Below are 20881 nucleotides of genomic sequence, written 5' to 3' on the forward strand. Positions count from 1 at the left end.
CAATTAATGAGCATGGCTTTCGATTCGGTTCGAAAGAGGGCTGCTACTACACTCTTGGAATTATTTGAAAAAGGGCTTATCAAAGACACTACAAATGATGGGCTTAGTGTGTCCAGGGAAGATTTTGCAGGCCTTATTGGTACAGCAACGGAAACGGCTATTCGGGTGCTTTCTAATTTCAAGGATGAAGGTTTGATTCAATTGGGTGAATCCCGTAGGGTAGTTATTTGTGATTTAAAACAATTGCAACAGGTGGCCAACTTTGGATAAAAGGCTGGGCCTTTAAAAAATTGAAAATTAGGCTATTTTTAAAACTTTACCCACCTAAGGCAATCAATAGCAAGATAATCCTCACAAGTATAAAGGCACAATAAAAACTGGATAGGACTTCCTATGGCTTAGGTAATCCTACCCATAAAACACGAATTAAAGCATTCACACACAGGAGTAACCATTGCGATTATGCCATTGTCGCTACTAATAATACAATTCCAATATCTATTGTTTTAATTTGAATGTTTAAGGTTGCCAATAAAATTTAAATGGTGATATTATTAACAACATGATTTAGATCAGACAAATTAAAAGCGTGCCATTGTAAATTAGCATATAGAGAACGCCCCAACCTATGATAATGCTATCTCTAAAATGTAATACACATGCACGATCCAGACACAGAACATAAACAAGTTCTTATAAAGTCATTTGCCCAAATAACTGAGCTAGAAAACGCTTTAAAAGCGATTCATGAAATTGATTCCGATAAAATGGCACTTTCAATTATCGGTAATCTAGGGGATACCAATGCAAATAATCCAAAGCAATTGGCCGAAGAAAAAAAACAATTACACACCTTTTTTAAAGAATTCCTGGGTAACGAAACCAATTTTGACACTTTTTATAACCCAGAGATAGGCTATCTGTTTATAGTCGGTTTTTTAGTGCTTACGTTTCTTAATCCAGTAGGGGGAAGGACAATTGGCGCATTATCTGGTGGTCCCTATGGCATTTTAAGAGGACTGGGTATTAGTGAGACCGAAGCTATTCTTAACGTCCAAAAACTCCACGATGGAAATTACCTATTTTTGGCCAGAGGCAAGAGATTGCCTATCGAGAAACTTCAAGGTATACTGAAAAGCCTGGAAAATCCTGGAACTTCCCAGTGATGGGAAAAGTTTACATCCGTATTCAATGACATTGATAAATAAACTAACCTAGCTAAGTTAGCTCTTCGTATATAATGGCCCAAACCCAGGGCTTTAAATGCTTATGCCAGGCCAATTACCTTCCAACATACTAAGAGTCTGGAGGAATCGTACAATTAGATTTTCTGACCCTGCTCAGCCTGCCCTATTACGCTTCAGGGGTAGTATCATAATTAGGAGAACTACTTCAAGTTTTCAGTTAAAACCAAAAAACCAGCGAGAGCATTCTCCGCTAGTTTTCTTTTACTCACTTAATGTGCTAGAATTAATTATTACAAAAACCAATTTTTCAACCCTTCTACAAAACAGTAAATAACAAAAGTAGCTGAACCAATTGCTCCTAAAAGGAAAATTAAAAAAAGCAGCGAAATCATGGTAAGGATTTATTGAATTGGACAAATCGGTAGTGCCAATCAATGCATTCACCCTTACCATGTAAACAAGAAATAGAAATTTACCAACCAACCATTTTTTCTTGTTCTTTCGCTGCTTTTGAAAATCAAATACTCCTACTCACAACAATTTATTGAATAGCTTTATTAATCTTTTTAAGATTGAAGCCCAAGAATATTCGGAAGATACCTGCTGTAATGAAGGCAAAGGCTGTCATGTATACAATGCTCAATCCAGCAAATACAGGATTTGCCAATAGTAGAAAGGAAAACAGCAAGGTTATGATACTCCAAAACAAAAGCCAGCCCCATTGAGGGAAATTGTTGGATTTCAATTGAAAAGATATACCAATAGACATTATACTTTGAAACAATAGCCAAAACCCAACATACAGCGGTAAAATAGCCATTGTCATCAATGGATGGCTCAATAACAATATGCCAATGGCAAGGTCTAAAATACCCCCAGCCAAATGCCAGCCCCAGACAGAATCCTCTTTTCTATTTGATATAGAAAAAGCGACTTGAAATATCCCGGAGACAAAAATGAATATACTAAAAATAATGCTCAAGGACATGTAACTTTCCATAGGCGTTTTCATCACCCAAAAACCAGCAACCAGGTACAGAACACCTAATAAGATTGAAAGCCACCAATTCTTTATGGCGCTATGTGCAGTATCTAAAATTGTTGTTGACATTTTCTTCGTATTTTAAATGAGTGTATTTGCGGTCATAATTTAATGATCGATTCTCAAAAGTAGGAGGTGGTTGTTTCGTTTACCATGATTTGGGTCAGTCTGATAAAAAATATAAAAAGAACACTTTTTCAAAGTATCCCAACTCAGGTTATAAAGCTAAATGAAAGCACCTCTTTCCCTTTTACAGGCTAGCGGTATTGATTGGAAAAAGACATATTCCATACAATAACAAATTATTTTGGGTGACCTGATAACCAAATGATTAAGCTTGGTTTTTGTACCCGATCCTTTAACCCGAAATATGCAATAGACAATCTTTTACGTGCTGAAATCGCTTCAAAATACCCAATCGTTGCTGTTTTCAATTTCACCATATCGGTGCTATGCTAAAATCTCCAAACAGCCTGATTTTCTTTCGATTGCAACACTTCCCGTAAACACGGGACAGGCTATAACGAACCCTATTACATAATCCGGGTTTAATATTTTTTGAAGCTGACCTAAGTCATGGTATTCTATCTTCTGTTTCTGCATTTTTAGGTCTCTTTAAACCTAAAGGAAATAACATGGACAGTAAAAAGTATTACGAAAATAAATCAGGATTCAATGTATTCGTTGCAAGTACATTTTCAGATTTAAAGCAGTTTAAGCAACAAAATGATCAGGCATTGTTCAACAATTTATTGTTGAAAGACCTATATCAGGTAAAACGCTATATCGCCAAAAGAATGGCTACTGCATTGTCCAAGGGGAATTTACCTAAAGGAAAGTATAAAATAGATGATTTTATCGATCAGCTATTTATTGAAATCTATGACAATTTTAGTGAGGTACATAATGAAGAGAATCTGCATCCCTGGATATTCATGAAAGCCGATAAGCTATTGGAAGAAACGCTCGTAAATGAAGAATTTAACGAGTATTTTTTCAAGAACATTGATGACTATTCCCGTCCAGAGTGGGATGAAATGGAAGAAAAGTTTAGTGTTGATGCTGGGGGCGATTTGGTGATGATTGATGAGTTAAACGATATTTCATACCCCAAAAACGACTATGTATTGAACCATGTTTTTATTGAAGACGACAAAAAAGAATTAATGGATCAGCTCGATAAAGATTTGGGTAAAGAGAAAATTAAAAGGCACACTGATATGGTATTGCATTATCTGCCTTTACACATGCGAACTGTATTTGAATTGGCAACCGAATATCAATTTTCAGTGAGTGAAATTGCCATCATTCGCAACCAAAGCCAGGACGAGGTAAATCAGCTACTAGAAAAAGCTCGCCAGAGTCTCGAAACCAGTCTTCTCAAAAGATTCGAAGTAGCGAAATAAGTAGTTGTTCAATTAACCTTGGTCAAGTAAGGGGAAATAAACCTTTACCATTTGATTTTGGCTTTTTCCTATTCAACCTTTAATTAAAAATGATTCAATTATGCAAGTCTCAATTTATAAATCAGACCCGCAATCGGCAGAAAGCATCGATAATTTTATGGATTATTACTATAATCTGCGTATGCATTTCCTTGCCAGTGACCTTCTTTACAAAGGTTTATCACCCCAACAAATTCATGATGCTGTGGTAAAGGCAATGAAGGTGGCCAAGTCATCTAAAATGAATATACGTGAACATTTTAAACCTGTATTTAGCAGTATAGACAAGGAAGTCATTAGCGATTGTAAACTATCTCGTTTAGGATACGGTCTTGTACTAATGAATGCAGAAACCAATCTTTCAGTAGTCGGTGAGTGGCAACGAAAAGTATTGGAAAAATTTTTGACTACCACTTCTGAACACAATTAAAAATTCAATCACACATCTGCTACAAGCAAAACTTTTAGTAAAAAAATCGGGTCTGTTTAAACAGAATCGCATGAAATAGGACCATAAGTATTTTTGAAGGTTTATACCTGAGTTTACTCAGATTTTACATTTTCATTTAAATTTTGTGCTGGAGGTAGGGTTTATTTTTCTGCTTTTTAATCTTTTGGTTGTCCAGAGGCGGTTGTTGTTTTCACAAGAAAATCAGGCTATTTGGAGACTGAGTCATAATTAAAAGCACAATACTAACCAACTTCATATAATTGAAAACCCCAAACAGAATAAATTCTGTTTGGGGTTTTCAATTGACTTATTCGATAAGTTTAAAAACTTACTTTACTTCAAATGTGATCGTAACATCCATGCGGTTTTCTCATGCTGCTCCATCAATCCAGTAATATAGTCGCTAATGCCATCGGCCTGCCATTTGTCAGCTATAGGCTTTATTTCTTCTCGAAGGAATATAATGATGCTCTCATGGTCTTCCAATAATTCTGCGAATATACTTTGGCTGTCATTCCCACCTTTTGTTTTTTCAGTAAGATGAGTCAATTGGGAATAGTCCTTTAACGTTCCAGGCACATAATGACCTATTGCGCGTATTTTTTCCGCTACAGTATCTACCACTTCTTGTTGCTCCTCGTACAACGTTTCTAGATAAAGGTGAACTCCATGAAAATCCGGACCTTCAATGTTCCAGTGGAAATTTAGTGTTTTTGAATAAAGCACAAATTCGTCAGCCAAAATTTTTGACAATTGGTAGGCGATAGCTTGTCTGTTCTCTTCGGAAATTCCTATGTTTGGCGCTTTCATATTTTGAGGTTTTACAATTAATAATTATTCAAAGATATTGTGATTTAAAATCGATTGCACTGATTTAGATCATGCAACTACTTTTAATTTCGCTTGAATAATTAAGGCGTTTTAACTACAAAAAGAAACCCAATAAAAATGGAGACCTTCGATCCATTATTGTATTAAATGTTACTAAACAAAAGGCTAGAAAGACCCTCCATCGTAAATTATCCATTCTTTCCAGCGGTTAGTACTAAAATACCCATTAGTAAATTATCGTATTTGCAATACAATCGTTTCAGAAAAAATTAGCCCTTACAATACCTCTTTAAGGTGTTTGTAGTTTGTCTTAACCATTTCTAAAACTTCATCCATGTTGCCACTCAATATCATTTTGGACATAGACAAAGCATAGCCTTTCATTTGGTCAAATTCCATTTTAGGTGGCATGGCCAATGCTTGCGGGTTGGTAAACAAACTCACTAAAACAGGGCCATCGTGTGCAAATGCTTCTTTCAAGGATTGTTTAACGTCGGCAGGATTTGTAACTGAAATCCCCTTGAAACCCATCGCTTGTGCAATCATTTCAAAATCAGGATTCACCATGTCGGTTTCATTATTGGGCAAGCCCTCTACTTGCATTTCCAATTGTACCATTCCCAAAGAGCGGTTGTTGAAAACAATCAGTTTTATAGGCAGGTTGTATTGTTTGATAGTTGCCAAATCTCCCAATAACATTGAGAGGCCTCCATCTCCGCAAAACGCCACAACTTGCCTGTCTGGATAGGCCAATTGTGCTCCAATGGCCATCGGCATGGCATTGGCCATTGAACCGTGGTTGAAAGAACCCAACATCATTCGCTTTCCGGTACCGTGAATGTACCTTGCGCCCCACACACAACACATCCCTGTATCTACTGTAAAAACGGTGTCATCATTGGCCATTTCATTGATGGTAGAAGCCACGAACTCTGGACTAATATGGTCTTTAGAGCCCTCATCCTTTACATAGACATTTAGGTTTTCTTTTACTTTTTCATAAAAATCCAATTGAGCATTTAAGAAGCTATCGTCTTCTTTTCTTTGATCAATGGCAATAAGGCAGCAACCGTATCTGTTATTTTTCCGGTCAATCCCATTTCTAACTTTGCCCTTCTACCCAATCGTTCTGGTTTTTCGTCAACCTGAATAATTTTGTTTTTACTGGCATAAAATGCTCATAAGGGAAATCGGTACCCAATAACAGCACCACATCCGATTCGTGCATGGCATGAAAAGCAGATGGGACACCGAGCAAACCAGTCATCCCTACTTCGTAAGGGTTGTTGTGCTGCATGCCCATTTTTCCACGGAAAGAATATCCGATAGGAGCCTTTAATAATCCTGCCAATTTCACAATATCATCATGCGCTCCCCTTGCTCCAATACCGCAGTAAATAGAAATTTTTGGATGTTTGTTAACCAAATCGGCCAATCTTTGCATCTCATTATCCGATGGTCGCAAAACGGTTTCGCTATTGTAATTGTACATGGAAGTTACATTCTCTTCGGCCGACATGGCAGAGACATCTCCAGGCAAACCAAACACGGCTACTCCTTTTTTATGAATAGCATGCTGAATGGCAGTTTGCAACATGCGTGGTACTTGTTTTGGTGTGGTTGCCAATTCATTGTACACACTACAATCATCAAATAGTTTGTAGGTATTTGTTCCTTGAAAATAATCAACACCCATTTCAGCCGTACCAATGGTAGAGGCAATGGCGATAATTGGAACCCCAGATCGGTTGGCATCGTACAGACCGTTTATTAAATGCACATGGCCAGGACCACTACTTCCAGCACAACAGGCCAGGCCATCCAATTCTGCTTCAGCAGCAGCGGCATAAGCGCCTACTTCTTCATGGCGAACGTGGATCCATTTAATTTTTCCACTTCTTCTTACCGCATCATTCAATTCGTTTAGGCTATCACCCGTTACGGCATAAATTCTTTTTACATTATTACTGACCAGCATCTCTACGATTTGGTCTGCTACTTTTTTCCCCATGATTGTTTTCTTTATGTTGAAAAATGTTATCCTATTCTCTCTTTAATAAATTACAGGCTCTTCATAAAATTTATTTCCGCTCCAAAAAAAGATGGCGAGGCATTGACACTGCTGTGAATTCCAATTCCAAAATCCGCATCAATTATTCCTGCAATACTGCTCCGGTGCATTTCACAATGGCCTGGTGCTATTGTCCGTAACCGTTTCAACGCTATTTTTTTCTGTATATGAAATGTTATGCCTCCACACATTACACCCTCACGTCCAACTGCTTGTGAGGGATCAATAACAATGCCACCCTTATTGTAAAATTTGGCCTGCCCAGTTTCAACTATTTCTTGTTTTTATTTCTGCGAAGTTTGATTTTATGCAGTTGAGATTTTGTCAGCATTGCTTCAAAAACACGCAACAATACCACCTAATCATAAGGCCAAAGTCCGGGTAAAATCAGGAAAATTATAAATTTCGCCTTGAGAGGGCTTTTGGGTTCTAGCGCATTAAGACGGCCAAATTATCAAGAGAGGAAAATGTTCCGCTGTAAAGGATAGGTTAGGAGTGATGACCTAAGATTAAACGCTTTTTTCTACTAGAAAGAGGTTTCTTAACACTACTAATTTTTTTTCTAGTTACCCCACTGTGTTTGTATTCATGTAAAGCCTGGTAATTAAGCTATAAGCGCAAGCATCCATTGGTATACTTGTGCTTATAGCTATTCTTAGTAATTAGGTTTTATATTATTGAATGGTCACCAACTATTTCAGACAAAGGCAGTCCCCAGCCTGGTACTTTTCCTCCTAAGGTTTGATACATTGTTTTAAAACCCCATTTTTAAAATATAGGGTGTATATCCCATTTTTAGGATGCTAGTTTTGCCTCCCCACCATTCATCGGTATGCATATAAAATCCTTTGTGACTCCCCATATCTCCATAGCACAATAGCATAGGGTGTAATGGGGCTATTTGTTCCTCTTTTCCTAGAATTTCATTTGCGATAACTTTTGATGCAATTTCACATTCCATATGGCCCAAAGAACCTATTTTAGGGATGGTTACCGCTGCTGCATCGCCTACCGCAAAAATTTCAGGAAAATCCGGATTTCTCATAAATAAATCGGTAATAACGAATCCCTGGTCATCTACAAAGGGAAGTTCCTTCATAAAAGGATGAGGCTCCCAATTTGGGAATACTATTTTCATTTCCGCCTCTAAGCTCGTCCCATCTTTAAAGGCTATACCCTCTTTGTAAATTCTTTCTATTCCTACCGTATTCGTTTTATAACCATAGCCCATTTTTGATACCATTGGAAGCAATTGGTCGAGAATACCTTTACCTGCATCCTCAGCAATAACATCCCCTGGAGTAAATAAAGTAATGGACTTTGCATCTCCTTTTTTATGTTTTTTCAACCAATCTGCCATAGAAAAAGCCAATTCCACCGGAGGCCCTTCACAAGCTGCCAATGCAATAGGTATTTTAGGAAGTTTTGGACTTTGCCCTTGAATAAAACGATCGGATCCAATTACAATGTGTCCTCCTTTGTAATCGTTGTGCAAATAATTACGAACTTCATTTCCATAAAAAGTATCCGAAAAAGTATGGCCAAATTCGGCAAATCCTTCAATTTTATCATAGGCTAATCTGCATCCTAAAGCAACAACCAAGTAATCGTATGCTATCTGCTCCTGAGCAGCACCCTTTCTTTCGGTAGGTGAATAGTAAACTTTTTTATTCGTCGCATCAATATTCTCCACCTCGCCTTGAATGAATTCACTTCCATCTGATTTTAAAAATTTCTGAAATTGAAATTCCAATGTATCCGCTGGATTGTTATTATTGAAAACCTCAATGGGAATATTAGGTATGAAATTAATATAGTTTTTACGATCAATAACCGTAATCTTTATATGGTCACCTGCTTCTCTATGAAGGTAACGTGCAACTGTAAGTCCTGCAAAATTACATCCAAGGACCAAAACTCTTTTTTGTTTTTCATACTTTGACTATTTTAAATTTGCTTACTATTGTCTACTATCAGGATTGCATTTTCATACTGCCATGCTGTGCTAGTTCATTTTTGAATGGGATTTTTCTTTTGCTATTAAGGTCAATCTCCAAGTCTTTCCAAAAACAACAGCAGTCATGAAAGCCATTGCCTTCATGACTGCCCTTTTTTGGCTTATTATTTTACATTGTCTTTAAAGATATCTTTAAGTGAGTTACCTAATTCATCCATATCATGTTTGAACTCCCGCTCAAAAGACTTTTCTTTTTCCCCAGCCGCTTCATTGTACTCAATTAGGTTTTCATTGAACTTTTTACGGCGTTCTGCCAACTTTTCTTTCAGCTCTTTGTTCTTCTGTTCTAACTTATCTAATTGAGCGTTCAATTTTTCACGATCATTTTTCGCTGATTTCGAAATCTTTTCCCGAAGATTTTTGATTTGCGTATCAGTGTTTGCAATAACGACTTCCGACTCACCCTCAAACTTTTTCCAATTCTCTTCTACATTGGCCTTGTTTTCATCCATTGCATCGCTCGTTGCTTTTTTAATGTCTTGGCCTGCTTCACTCATACTCTCTTTAGCAGATTCCATATCTTGCTTAGATTTTTCTCCACAACTTGTTACTAAAGTTCCCGCCATAATTGCAATTACGGCCATGGATAATATGTTCATTTTCGTTTTCATAATTTTAATTTTTAAATGTTACAACCTTGGGACAAAACCTTTAAATTGGGCCATAAGCTCATTCTTGTCTACAATAAATGCTTTCTCAAATGCTTATTGATGGGAGATCAATATCAAGTAATTCATACAATCCCATCTAATTCAAAATTATAGATTGTAGAGAGAGTAATGCCTGACTTAAGTCAGGAGCGAAAAAAAATCTTAGTCGTATTTTTTGGAAAACCAATAGCTGACGCATTTACCTAAAGGCCCAATAGGTCTACCATATGGCCAAACTTTTTAGGAAGCAACTAATAGGCTATGAGGGCCTTTTGTCCATCGACAAGCGTTTAATTTTCGGATTCGGAAGCTGGTGTATCGCTGTTTAATTGTGGGGCTTTTTTATGCAGGTAGCGAAACCTTAAATAGGCAGCTACATATCCGACCATCAGCAAAACTAAAAGATGAATAATGTCACTTATATAAAGATGACTACCAACGTCCATTACGGCAAGTTTCTTTAGTAGAACGAAAAAAGGCCTCAATGGAATAAGGTTGGAAATAAACTGTACAAAGACAGGCATTTCATTTAAAGGCCATGTAATCCCCGTAATTAAAAATATAGGATAGGAGGTGAAGGCAATTATCTCCATGGACCTTGCTTCTGAGGTAAAGAAAGAAGCAATGAACCAACCGTACAAAATAGTGGCCAGAAGGAAAATTGAAGATACCCCCAATAGGGCAAAAAAGTTTCCATGAATAGGTAAATCCAAAAGGGGAAAAGCCACTAAAAAGACAAAGAAATTATAGGCCAGAAACAAGAAAAGGTACAACCCGGTTTTTCCGATGATATAATTTAAAAAGTTATGCTTACTTTCTTCAAAGCCAAGCTGCATGCGACCATTTTCACGGTCCGAAGCCACACTTTCTGACAAACCAATAAGCAGTGTTTGGTGTAGGATAAGAAAAAGCACAAACGGTAATAAAAAATCACCGTAGTTGTTGGTAGGGTTATAAACCGCATGGATCTGAACAGCTATGGGGTCTGCACTGCTACGCGCCAAAGAGGGGTGAATTTGCTTTGATTCAAAGAATTTTTCTCTTGATTCCAGCGCATAATCCAAGGCCACTAAATTTACCGCTTTGTTGATATCATTTGAAGGTAAAAAGCGTGTATTGTTTAGAACAAGGCCAATGGGCGAACTTTCTTTTGTCTTTAGTTTATTCTCAAACCCATAGGGTATATGCACAAACCCCTGTACATCAAAGCTATTAATACCATTTTTAGCTTCTGGCAAACTGTTGTAAGAATGGGTAATGGCTACCTTTTGAGTAGCATTCAACCTGTTCAAAAACATTCTACTACTTTTTGTTCGGTCCATATCCACTACTCCTACACTTACTTTCTCTTCATCTTTTTTGACATAGGTGGTGCCTACCAAAAACAGGTATAGAAATGGAGCAATGAACAAAACCAAAAGGATACTCTTATCATTAAGTACCAAACAGGCTTCTTTTTTCAGTAATTTCCAGATGACTTTCAGGTTCATATTGCCGCTATTTTATTTACAGGAAAAATGAGCTTTCTATTGACCGTTAATCCAGCTACAATCAATACAAATGCTACCAACAGAAACAGAAGTAGTTTCCATACCTCCGGCCAAATAAAGTGAATGGGGCTGTCTAATTGATAAACCTTAAGAAAACCAGTCAAAAAGTGGGTAAAAGGTATGATTTGGGCATAGGACGAGTTTAACCAAGGCATGGCCCATATAGGAAAAGTGAACCCACTGAAAATAAAGGCTGGAGAATTGTAGAATACCGCCAGGTCTAGTGCTATTAGTTCGTTTTTAAAAAGCAACGATACACCAAAGCCAAGAAAGATGTTGACGGTAATCAAGAGAAAAAGAAGCCCCAGTAAACTCCCTATATTTCCATAGATCGGGATTTCGAAAACTGGAAACAATATCGCCAATACAAAGCCACACAAACCCAATCCATATATGGAAAATGCCAAATATTTCCCAATGAGCATGGATAAAAAATCGCCCTTGGAAGCCGTATACAATCCTTGAAAGGTATTGTTTTTCCATTCATTGTTAAAGGCCCTTGAAGCCACAACAAATACAATCATTTGCAACAGTACAATGGCTAGACCGGGAATTAAATAATAGCTGTAATTGTATTGAGGATTACCTATCACTCGTGAGTTTACCTGTACTGGAAGAACGGTTCCTGAAATTTTACTGGGATCGATTCCCAAAGGGGCCATTCGCTTTATTACTACCGAACCGCTGACCAATTGCGTAATCTGAACCGCCGATCTGTAGATAAGATTTCCAAAAACAATATTTGTTGAGTTGGTATATACTTTTACTTGTACCGGGGTTTTCCTCAATACGTTTTTATAAAAATCTTTTGGAATGTAAAACACACCCTGAACTTCGTTTTTCACAAAGCTGTTTTCTATGTCGTCCTCAGCCGACATATAATGCGTTATTTTAAAAGTAGGCGAAGCATCTAAAAACCTGAGGTAAGTACGACTAAGGGTACTGTTATCGTTGTCATATACCGCAATCGGCACCTCTCTTAAGGCCCCCTTATAGTAGATTGCTCCCAAAATGAAAAATGCCACAAACGGAACAATAATAAATAGATTCCGCGAAGATTTTTGCTGCGCTAATCGCCACATCTCCCGCTTGAAAACCCGATATACACCCCAGTTACTCAACATAGGACTATTTGTAAATATGAATGGACATGCCCGGTCTTAACTCGCCAATGCGGTCCTGCGGCTTTAGGTAAATTTCAAAGGTTTTTAGCTCATACTCTCCCTTTGCCTTTACAGGTACCCAGGTAGCAAAATCTGCCATTGGTGCAATGTAAGTGACCTTAAAAGCTACTTCTTCATTGCTTAGTCCTGGAACCTTGGCCTTGTAGATTTGGTCCATTTTAAAATCGGCAAGATTGTCTTCTCTCACATTGAAGATGGCATAGATTTTTTCGGGAATCTGGATAGTAACTATTGGATACCCAGCTGCCATTACTTCTCCTTCTTCGGCAATTTGATTACTCACAATTCCTGAGGTGGGAGCCACAATTTGTAGTTCATCATAAAAAGCCTCCACTTCATTAAAGGCAGCATTGGCCCTTTCATAATTTCCGGAGGCAGCAGAAATATCCTCTTTTCTAGCTCCCTTTTCGGCCATCTCCCAAACAGATTTTGCTGCGTTCATTTGCTCTTTGGCGGCATCAAATTTGAATTGAAGTTCATCCATTTCCTGTTTGGAGATAATGCTATCTGCATAAAGGGCCTGGTATCGCTTATACGTTTTTTCGGCAAAATCAAATTGGCTTTTTGCCATTTGATACTGGTTTTGAAGGGCATTAATTTCTTCTGTTCTGGCCCCAAATTCTGCCTTATCGAACAATGAACGGGCCGCTTTTACCATGCCCTGGGCCTGGCCTTTTTTGCATTTAGGATATCTGGTTCAAGCGTTGCTAATACCTGTCCCTTTTTTACCTTGTTCCCTTTTTCTACCAATAGCGTATGCACTCTTCCAGAAATTTCTGAAGCAACATTGACCTCCGTAGTTTCCAGCATGCCCGTATAAATGGTCGGTTCATCACTATTTGCCTTGAGTATAAAGTAGAGGATCGAAAAGATTATGAGCAATAGGGGGATTGTTAATGTTATGTATGCTTTTTTCATAATGAGGCAGATTTATTGAGGATTGGTATTATTTTTTCAGGTTCCCCTATAGCCGTATATAGATTGGCGACGGCTTTGTAATAACCATCCAAGGCTACCAATTTCTCTATTTTTGATTTTTTATACAGTAGGGTGGCATCAATCACATCAATGGATTTGCCAATGCCTTCCTCAAAACGTCGTGTATTAATCCTGAGGTTTTCTTCGGCCATATTTACCGTAGAGGTTAAGCTATTATACAGTTTTTGTTGATTGTTGGCTGTGATGTAATTTGATTGAATAAGCAAATGAATCTGTTTCAAGGCATATTCTTTCGCAAATGCCACTTCCTTTTGCAAATGCTTACTGGCCTTTAACCCGTTAATATCTTTAAATCCGTTAAAAAGGTTGAATTGGGCCGTTAACCCAACCATAAACTTGGGTGGAATTATCGGCAGTTCTTGACGGAACATATTGTAACTGCCAAAAGCGGCGACATTGGGCATAAAGTTGGATTTTTCCACGGCCAGTGCTTGTTTCGCCATTTCTTCCTTTTGACCAATCAACCCTAAAACTGGTTGTTTGGCGTAAGCGGTATTCAGCAACTCGTCAAAATCAAGGTAAAGTTCTTGAAATCCAATACTATCCATGACCGTAAACGGTATAGAATCCGGCAAGTTCATGGTAGTGCGAAGCGCCATTGCGGACAACTCCACATTATTTAAATCATTTTCCAAGTCTTTTTTTGCATCGGCAACAGCTACCTTTGCTCGTAATAAAACATGTTTGGGAAGTATCTCTAGCTGAATTGCCCGAGCGGCCTGTTCCTCATGTTTGAGCATACCATCGTACACTTCCTGGCGTATTTTTACAACTTGTTTTAATAGCACCATATTTAAATAACGCTCAATAAGTTCGTTCGCTATTTCATTTTTGACTTGAATTAATTCAATGTCTGCGGATCGTAGTTCTGCCTTAGCATACTTTTTAGCAGCAATTATTTTCCCACCTGTAAATAAGGGTTGGGTAGCAGATAGGGATGCGACAGCGAATTGTTGGTTGTTAACCTCCATATTGGGATATTCCGGAAATTGTCCTAGAACGCCAACCAATGTACTGTAGGCACTTTCGGTCGTTACTCCAGAGAGACCTATATGTTCACCGTAAGCGGCTACAAAAGCTGCTCCATATTTACCCCCCAAATCATCGAGTGAACTTTGAATTTGAGAGGTGTTTACCTGTATATTATCACTTAAATAAGTATACCCTCCCACAATATTTAAGGAAGGCAAAAAATTACCTTTGGCCGCTTTGTCTTCATTCACTTTTTGTTGTACCCGTTCGCCATACTGCTTTACTTTCTCATTATTGGTATAGCTTAGTTCCAAAGCTTCAGAGATACTTATTTCCCGTACTTGTGCTTGTACATAAGACGTAAATACCATCATAATTAGAAAAGTCATTCCTCCCAATGGCACCTTATACCTTATTCTAACCTGATTTTTCATCCGTTTATAAAAGTTTATCCTGATTTCTATGCAAAGTTGCTTTTCTTAAAAATTAATCCGGCTGATCTAAATCATGCAAACGCAAAATTTTAAATTTTTACCCTGAATTATTCCAAGAAGGAACTGATTTTGAAGTGTTTTGAATGGTCTTTGATCATCTTTCTATATTTAAGCGTTATAAATACTGAGAGATAGGCTAGGTCTCATCTCAAGACTGGCTGAAAGTTATTCGAAATCAAAAAACTATCTCCTGATATAGATCAGGAGCGTAAAAAAAGAGATAAAATAAAATAAAAGGCTACTATAATTTATAGTGCCAACTAATCCTTGCTTAATAGTAGGTTCTTTCAACCTTATTCTATTGACATTGCAGCATAATAGCCCGCTCCGAGCAAAGCGGTATTGTCATTGAGAATAACGTTTACAGGAACCATTTGTAAAAGTGAATTCAAACGACCCGACTGCATAAAATTGTCGTTAAATACTTCTCTGTTCATTCCTTTGATAATTTTAGGAAGGATCCCCCCGCCAATGTAAATCCCACCAGTTGCTTTGAATTTCAAAGCAAGTTGGGCCGTCTCAATCGCTAAAAACCGAACAAAAAGATCCAAGGTTTCCCTACAAACAGCATCCGTTCCCTCCATCGCTGTCTTGGTAATGACCGCAGCGGGATCTTCTTTTTTCATTTTTGCTTTAAAGGCCTCCGATTCATTTCCACCTCTAACTTCCCGCATCATTTGATACGTATCACATATTCCTTGACCGGACAGCAAACGTTCCCAACTTACATGTCCATATTTCTGTTGAAAATACTTCCAGATTTCAAGGTCAAAATCATTTCTTGGGCTAAAATCACAATGGCCTCCCTCAGAGGCAAAAGGGTGATAAGCTGTACCATCCCAATAGAGACCGGCTTCCCCAAGACCTGTGCCTGGCGAAATAATGACCGCATTGCCCAGCATTTTGGATCCGTATTTTAGACGGTCCAGGTCTTTTTCTTCAAGAGCTGTCAATCCATAAGCATTGGCTTGCATATCATTTATCAGGAAAACGTTTTCAAGACCAAGCACTTTCACCAGTTCATTAGTATTTATATCCCAGGGGAAATTAGTGCCGTGGACTTTCCCATCGGTTATAGGTCCAGCCACTCCAAAGCAAATACTGTCTAATCGGTCCATTTCTTTCACCTCAAACTCTTGTATAATTTCTAGCAAAGAGGTGTAATCTTTTGTTCTATAGGAATTCTGTTTCTGTAAAAAAAGGCGTCCATCCTTTATTTCAAAGAGAGCAAGATTTGTTTTTGTTCCACCCACATCACCCGCTAACACGTGTCCGTTTTTATGGCCCATATTCTTTTTTGAACCCACCGCCAAAGGGATCAAAGGTTCATGAATTATAGGCACGGTAAGTCCTTCCGGCATTCTCATAATGGTGTGGTTTTAGGCAATAGTGATAGAAGAATCCAAATAAACATCTTGTATAAGGTTCAAAAGCTTGACTCCTTCCTTCATCGGCCTTTGAAATGCCTTTCTACCTGATATCAAACCCATTCCTCCTGCTCTTTTGTTGATCACAGCAGTACGAACTGCAGCAGCAAAATCATCTTTGCCCGAAGCGCCACCGGAATTAATCAACCCGGCCCGACCCATATAGCAATTTGCGACCTGGTATCGGGTCAAATCAATAGGGTGATCGGTATTCAACTTGCTATATACAAGATCACTTGTCTTTCCGAAATTTTCAAGAGAAAGATAACCACCATTGTTTGTTGGCTGTTTTTGCTTAATGATATCTGCTTCAATGGTCACTCCTAAGTGGTTGGCTTGTCCAGTCAAATCAGCACTGACGGAATAATCCTTATCCGATTTGAATGCATCATTACGGAGGTAGCACCAGAGAACTGTAGCCATGCCCAACTCATGGGCTCGCCTGAATGCCTTACTGGTTTCTTGTATTTGTCGATCAGACTCTGGAGAGCCAAAATAAATTGTAGCTCCTACAGCTACGGCACCCATGTTCCAGGCCTGTTCCACTTGAGCGAAATAGATTTGATCAAAGGTGTTGGGGTAGGAAAGCAATTCATTGTGGTTCAATTTAACCAGGAAAGGAATTTTATGGGCATACTTTCTCGAAACAGCACCAAGCACCCCTAGGGTAGAGGCCACCGCATTACAACCGCCCTCTATGGCCAGTCTAACAATATTCTCAGGATCAAAATATTCTGGGTTTGGGGCAAAACTGGCCCCTGCGGAATGTTCTACACCTTGATCAACAGGCAACAATGATAAATGGCCTGTACCTCCAAGTCTACCATTATCAAATAACTTTTGCAAACTTCCCAACACCCTATTTGATCGATCGGTAGGGGCCATAATCCTATAGGTAAAATCAGGGCCCGGTAGGTGGATTTTATCTTTAGAAATGGTAGTACATTCGTGATCCAATAGGTAAGAAGTTTCTTCTCTTAAATATTTTTCAAGTTCCATTGCTCTTTTTTTAATTCGTTTCAAAAATTGGCTATTGCGCTTTTATCCAATCGCATAACTTATCCGCATCTTCTTTATTGCATAACTGCGTGCCTTGATGCATGGTGGCGGCCGTACCACAAGCCACTCCATACATGACCATTTCACTTAATGATTTGCCTCCTACCAAACTCATAACCATGCCTGCAACCATACTGTCGCCTGCACCGATGGTGCTTTGTTGGTGAACCACAGGTGCAGGAACCTGTACCATTTCATTTTTAGTTGCCAGTAAGGCCCCTTTTGGACCCAGGGAAACTACAAGAATTTTGCAATCATGCTTTTCCAAAAATTGTTTGGCCAGAGATTTAAGATCTAAATCGGTTATGGAAGGGACGCCACACATTGCTCCTAATTCAGCTAGGTTTGGCTTCAGCATATAAATGTGAGATTTGGCAGCTTCCATAAGTGCTTCACCTGAGGCATCAAGGATAAACAAGGCTTCCTTCTTTTTGGTTAGGTCTCCAACTTGTGCATAAAAATCATTGGGTACACCCGGAGGAAGTTTTCCACTTGCAACTAAATAATCTCCTTTGTTGAGCTGCATTTCCAATTGCTGTAGTGCATTTTGCCATTCTGCTTCTTTCACCATTGGCCCCGGCATTCCAAATCTATATTGCTGATTATTAGAAGTGTCGGTTACTGCAAAGTTTTCTCGGGTCCAACCTTCGATCTCAAACACCTCTTGCTCAATTTGTTGATCGTCCAAAAGTTGTTTTAAAAATACACCTGTAGGACCACCGGCGAAGTATTTGCAAAGTGAGCTGCCGCCTAATTTATGAATGGCCCGGGAAACGTTTATACCTCCACCCCCAGCATCGTAGGTTGGTTCCGTACAGCGTAATTTTGTATTAGGGCCAATTCCTGTTACTGTCGTGCTTTTGTCAATTGCCGGGTTTAGGGTAAGTGTGATGATACGGGCCATTTTGAAGTTTTTAATGATAGTTTATTCGACTTATTTTAATTGGTAATGCGATGTGACATTCAATTTACCATCGAATTCATACATATGAGGTACGCCCGTTGCTACTTCAACTTTGGCAATCTCCTCAGATGAAATATGTTCTAAATACTCTATAAGGGCGCGCAATGAATTTCCATGAGCAGAAATCAATACGGTTCGGTCTTTCGCCAGTTCTGGAGCAATGGCCTCGAAAAAGTAATTGACCACTCTTTTAGAAGTATCTTTTAGTGACTCACCCAAGGGCAGGTCTGATACATCCAAAGCTTTATAATTAGGATCGAATTTCGGATTTCGTTCGTCATTGGTGGAAAGGCTTGGAGGAGCGGTGTCGTAACCTCTTCGAATGCTTAAAAAGTATTCTTCTCCAACGGCTTTAAGTACTTCATCTTTATTCTTTCCTTGCCAATCCCCATAATGCCTTTCATTTAGCTTCCAGCTATAGCGGCAGTCAACATGCATCATTTCCGCAGTGTCTAAAAGAATCCAAGCCGTTCTAATGGCCCTTTTTAGATAAGAGGAAAAGCAAATGTCTATGTTAATAAGGTTCGATTTGATGAGTTCCCCTGCATTTTTAGCCTCTTCAATACCTTCCGCTGCCAAATCGATATCTGTCCATCCCGTGAATACGTTTTTGACGTTCCAAAGACTTTTACCGTGCCTTACCAAGATTAGTTTTCCCATAACTTTGTACTAGATTTTTTATTCGAAATTCAATCTGAAATAGGTAATAGATGATTTATTGTCTATTTCAGATTCGATCACTTGACATAAAACTTAAGCCCTATTTTTTGTCAGGATTGACGAAGGCTATGGCTTCCTCCATTTGCGAAACATCAAAATAGCGTTCCTGTCTCCCTTTACTTGCCCTGGCAAAAAACAAATTGTCAATAGGGATCAATGCTTTCAAAATTTTGGTATGGGCAACAATAGCCAAATGCCCTAATTTTTTATAGTTCCTAAGGGTCCAAAGGGTGTCCTCAAAAAAAGCTTTGGTGCTACTATGAGATACTTTCAGCTCATCCAGCTTTACCAATATGTTAACCTGCTCGAAGCCCTGTTCGATTTTTTCATCAAAGAATTTTTGAAAAAGCTTTTCATCATTTTTTGAAAATCCATCAATAACCTCAATGGACAATACATTGTTGTCGAATTTTTCAAGTTGTTCTATCATAATATCTTTATTTATCTATAAGTTTTCCACTATAAATTAGGTTGTAGACAGCGCTTTGCATTGCCTAAAACCAAATTCATTTGATTTCATTTGAACAGACCTTCCCATTTTCAAAACAAGCCAGGTTCTCAAAGGTGACCCTGGCTATATTTTTGAGTGCGGTATCAGTCAAGAAAGCCTGATGACTACTTATCATGACGTTTCTAAGCGTCATCAAGCGGGCCATGGAATCGTCTTGAAGAATATCTTCAGAATGATCTTCGAAATACAGCCCTTTTTCCCCCTCATACACATCCATTCCAAAATAGCCTATTTGCCCAGATTTGATTCCATTGATGACATCTTGCGTATTCACCAAGCCTCCACGACCAGCATTGATCAACATCACTCCTTTTTTCATTTTCGCAATTTTATCTTCATTGATCAAATGGTGCGTTTCCTTGGTTAAAGGCGCATGTAGGGTTATAATGTCAGATTGATTGCAAAGCTCATCCAGGCTGGTATATGTAAGCCCATACTGTTCTATTAGATCTGGATCTTCCACCACATCATAGGCCAATAGTTTACATCCGAAACCGTGTAAAATCTTGGCTACCACGCGACCAATTTTGCCGATACCAATAATGCCAACCGTTTTTCCATTCATATCAAAACCGACAAGTCCGTTCAAAGAAAAATTCATTTCCATGATCCTATAATGCGTTCGAATCAATTTCCGATTGAGTGCAAGCATGATCCCTACCGTAAACTCGGCAATGGCATAGGGTGAATACTCAAGTACCCGTGCCATGCGAATACCCAATTTTTGTGCATGTGGGACATCAATATTATTGAAACCGGCACAACGTAAGGCTACGAAACGAACGCCAAACTCATATAACCTATCTAAAATCGGAGCCGATGCATTGTCTTCAGTGAAAATACATACTGCATTACAGCCACGTGCCAAATCCACCGTGTCGGAAGACAAATAGGTTTCAAACATTTTTAAGGCATGCTGGCCATTATTGGCATTTTGTAAATACTCCTTTTCCCAATTATGGACATTGAATACTGCTATCTTCATTTTTTAAATGGTTATTTACACTGACCTCTTTGCTTCTGGTTTAGAGACCTGTAAGTGTTTTTCGTAAAGCATGAAAACGATGCGGAATCAATGCTTTTTGAAATTCCCCAATCGCCAACACTTTTTTAGTGCTTACAGTGATTTCATTTGGATACACGGCACTATTGAATTCCACCTTATCAATTTCAGGCAATTCCGACAATATTTGTTTTACTTTTGCCCGGTCTATCTCATTTTCTGTATTGATAGTGAAGACCATACCATGTATATTCGGTATTAAATTATTTTCTAAAAATCCCATGTTTTGGTTTTATCCTACTCA

At 38.5% G+C, this 20881-nt stretch carries 23 protein-coding genes; 4 read left to right on the forward strand and 19 right to left on the reverse strand.

What is annotated here, in order from left to right; all coding sequences use genetic code 11:
* On the forward strand, positions 1-270 hold a 270-nt coding region (locus ADICYQ_RS18985), incomplete at its 5' end, for a Crp/Fnr family transcriptional regulator (RefSeq protein ID WP_040417134.1).
* A gap of 389 nt (positions 271-659) precedes the next feature.
* The gene (locus ADICYQ_RS18990; protein ID WP_020889565.1) at positions 660-1166 is read left to right on the forward strand and encodes a hypothetical protein; all 507 of its coding nucleotides are present in this window, start codon (positions 660-662) and stop codon (positions 1164-1166) included.
* Between the two features lie 562 nt (positions 1167-1728).
* On the opposite strand, the gene ADICYQ_RS19000 is transcribed toward ADICYQ_RS18990, so the two are convergent.
* Together ADICYQ_RS19000 and ADICYQ_RS27465 are read right to left on the reverse strand one after the other, a co-directional pair.
* The gene (locus tag ADICYQ_RS19000; RefSeq protein ID WP_020889566.1) at positions 1729-2298 is read right to left on the reverse strand and encodes an HdeD family acid-resistance protein; all 570 of its coding nucleotides are present in this window, start codon (positions 2296-2298) and stop codon (positions 1729-1731) included.
* Between the two features lie 381 nt (positions 2299-2679).
* Positions 2680-2832, reverse strand: a complete 153-nt coding sequence (locus ADICYQ_RS27465) for a hypothetical protein (protein WP_020889568.1) — start codon at positions 2830-2832, stop codon at positions 2680-2682.
* A 32-nt stretch (positions 2833-2864) separates the two neighbouring features.
* On the opposite strand from ADICYQ_RS27465, the gene ADICYQ_RS19005 reads away from it, so the two are divergent.
* Together ADICYQ_RS19005 and ADICYQ_RS19010 are read left to right on the forward strand one after the other, a co-directional pair.
* The gene (locus tag ADICYQ_RS19005) at positions 2865-3635 is read left to right on the forward strand and encodes a sigma-70 RNA polymerase sigma factor region 4 domain-containing protein (protein WP_020889569.1); all 771 of its coding nucleotides are present in this window, start codon (positions 2865-2867) and stop codon (positions 3633-3635) included.
* 100 nt (positions 3636-3735) lie between these two features.
* Positions 3736-4104 (forward strand): hypothetical protein, encoded by a 369-nt coding sequence (locus tag ADICYQ_RS19010; protein ID WP_040417138.1) that lies wholly within the window; start codon positions 3736-3738, stop codon positions 4102-4104.
* 354 nt (positions 4105-4458) lie between these two features.
* Here the strand turns inward: ADICYQ_RS19010 and ADICYQ_RS19015 are convergent, their stop codons facing one another.
* The 17 genes from ADICYQ_RS19015 to ADICYQ_RS19085 all read right to left on the reverse strand — a co-directional run bounded on the left by ADICYQ_RS19015 (position 4459) and on the right by ADICYQ_RS19085 (position 20860).
* On the reverse strand, positions 4459-4935 hold the full coding sequence (locus ADICYQ_RS19015) for a Dps family protein (RefSeq protein ID WP_020889571.1): 477 nt from the start codon (positions 4933-4935) through the stop codon (positions 4459-4461).
* 297 nt (positions 4936-5232) lie between these two features.
* Entirely contained in the window at positions 5233-5967 is a 735-nt protein-coding gene (locus ADICYQ_RS28980) for a thiamine pyrophosphate-dependent enzyme (RefSeq protein WP_020889572.1), read from the reverse strand.
* Positions 5968-6058: 91 nt separating this feature from the next.
* Positions 6059-6967, reverse strand: coding sequence for a thiamine pyrophosphate-binding protein (locus ADICYQ_RS28985; RefSeq protein WP_020889573.1), 909 nt, complete (start codon positions 6965-6967; stop codon positions 6059-6061).
* A gap of 814 nt (positions 6968-7781) precedes the next feature.
* The gene (locus tag ADICYQ_RS19025) at positions 7782-8942 is read right to left on the reverse strand and encodes an NAD(P)/FAD-dependent oxidoreductase (RefSeq protein WP_020889575.1); all 1161 of its coding nucleotides are present in this window, start codon (positions 8940-8942) and stop codon (positions 7782-7784) included.
* Between the two features lie 206 nt (positions 8943-9148).
* Positions 9149-9655: a hypothetical protein gene (locus ADICYQ_RS19030; RefSeq protein WP_040417140.1), complete on the reverse strand. Its 507-nt coding sequence runs from the start codon at positions 9653-9655 to the stop codon at positions 9149-9151.
* 329 nt (positions 9656-9984) lie between these two features.
* Positions 9985-11184 (reverse strand): ABC transporter permease, encoded by a 1200-nt coding sequence (locus tag ADICYQ_RS19035; RefSeq protein ID WP_020889577.1) that lies wholly within the window; start codon positions 11182-11184, stop codon positions 9985-9987.
* Positions 11181-12368, reverse strand: a complete 1188-nt coding sequence (locus ADICYQ_RS19040) for an ABC transporter permease (RefSeq protein WP_020889578.1) — start codon at positions 12366-12368, stop codon at positions 11181-11183. Before ADICYQ_RS19040 ends, ADICYQ_RS19035 begins: the two co-directional genes overlap by 4 nt.
* 4 nt (positions 12369-12372) lie before the next feature.
* Positions 12373-13086: an HlyD family secretion protein gene (locus ADICYQ_RS19045; protein ID WP_020889579.1), complete on the reverse strand. Its 714-nt coding sequence runs from the start codon at positions 13084-13086 to the stop codon at positions 12373-12375.
* Positions 13080-13346 carry an HlyD family secretion protein gene (locus tag ADICYQ_RS27845; RefSeq protein ID WP_200861913.1) on the reverse strand — a complete coding sequence of 89 codons (267 nt, stop codon included), beginning with the start codon at positions 13344-13346 and terminating at the stop codon, positions 13080-13082. The genes ADICYQ_RS19045 and ADICYQ_RS27845 overlap by 7 nt, the downstream gene beginning before the upstream one ends.
* The gene (locus ADICYQ_RS26265; protein ID WP_020889581.1) at positions 13343-14833 is read right to left on the reverse strand and encodes a TolC family protein; all 1491 of its coding nucleotides are present in this window, start codon (positions 14831-14833) and stop codon (positions 13343-13345) included. The genes ADICYQ_RS27845 and ADICYQ_RS26265 overlap by 4 nt, the downstream gene beginning before the upstream one ends.
* Positions 14834-15186: 353 nt before the next feature.
* A complete protein-coding gene (gene glk, locus ADICYQ_RS19055; protein WP_020889582.1) occupies positions 15187-16260 on the reverse strand; it encodes a glucokinase in 1074 nt (357 codons plus the stop codon).
* A 12-nt stretch (positions 16261-16272) separates the two neighbouring features.
* On the reverse strand, positions 16273-17319 hold the full coding sequence (locus tag ADICYQ_RS19060) for a class I fructose-bisphosphate aldolase (RefSeq protein WP_020889583.1): 1047 nt from the start codon (positions 17317-17319) through the stop codon (positions 16273-16275).
* Between the two features lie 31 nt (positions 17320-17350).
* On the reverse strand, positions 17351-18283 hold the full coding sequence (locus ADICYQ_RS19065) for a 1-phosphofructokinase family hexose kinase (protein ID WP_020889584.1): 933 nt from the start codon (positions 18281-18283) through the stop codon (positions 17351-17353).
* A gap of 30 nt (positions 18284-18313) precedes the next feature.
* Positions 18314-19003 (reverse strand): 2,3-bisphosphoglycerate-dependent phosphoglycerate mutase, encoded by a 690-nt coding sequence (locus ADICYQ_RS19070; RefSeq protein WP_020889585.1) that lies wholly within the window; start codon positions 19001-19003, stop codon positions 18314-18316.
* 100 nt (positions 19004-19103) lie between these two features.
* Positions 19104-19493 carry a SpoIIAA family protein gene (locus ADICYQ_RS19075; protein ID WP_020889586.1) on the reverse strand — a complete coding sequence of 130 codons (390 nt, stop codon included), beginning with the start codon at positions 19491-19493 and terminating at the stop codon, positions 19104-19106.
* A gap of 76 nt (positions 19494-19569) precedes the next feature.
* Positions 19570-20559, reverse strand: a complete 990-nt coding sequence (locus tag ADICYQ_RS19080) for a 2-hydroxyacid dehydrogenase (RefSeq protein WP_020889587.1) — start codon at positions 20557-20559, stop codon at positions 19570-19572.
* A gap of 40 nt (positions 20560-20599) precedes the next feature.
* On the reverse strand, positions 20600-20860 hold the full coding sequence (locus ADICYQ_RS19085) for a hypothetical protein (RefSeq protein ID WP_020889588.1): 261 nt from the start codon (positions 20858-20860) through the stop codon (positions 20600-20602).
* Between the last annotated feature and the right edge of the window lie 21 nt (positions 20861-20881).

The organism is Cyclobacterium qasimii M12-11B, from assembly GCF_000427295.1.
Taxonomy (GTDB): Bacteria; Bacteroidota; Bacteroidia; order Cytophagales; family Cyclobacteriaceae; genus Cyclobacterium; species Cyclobacterium qasimii.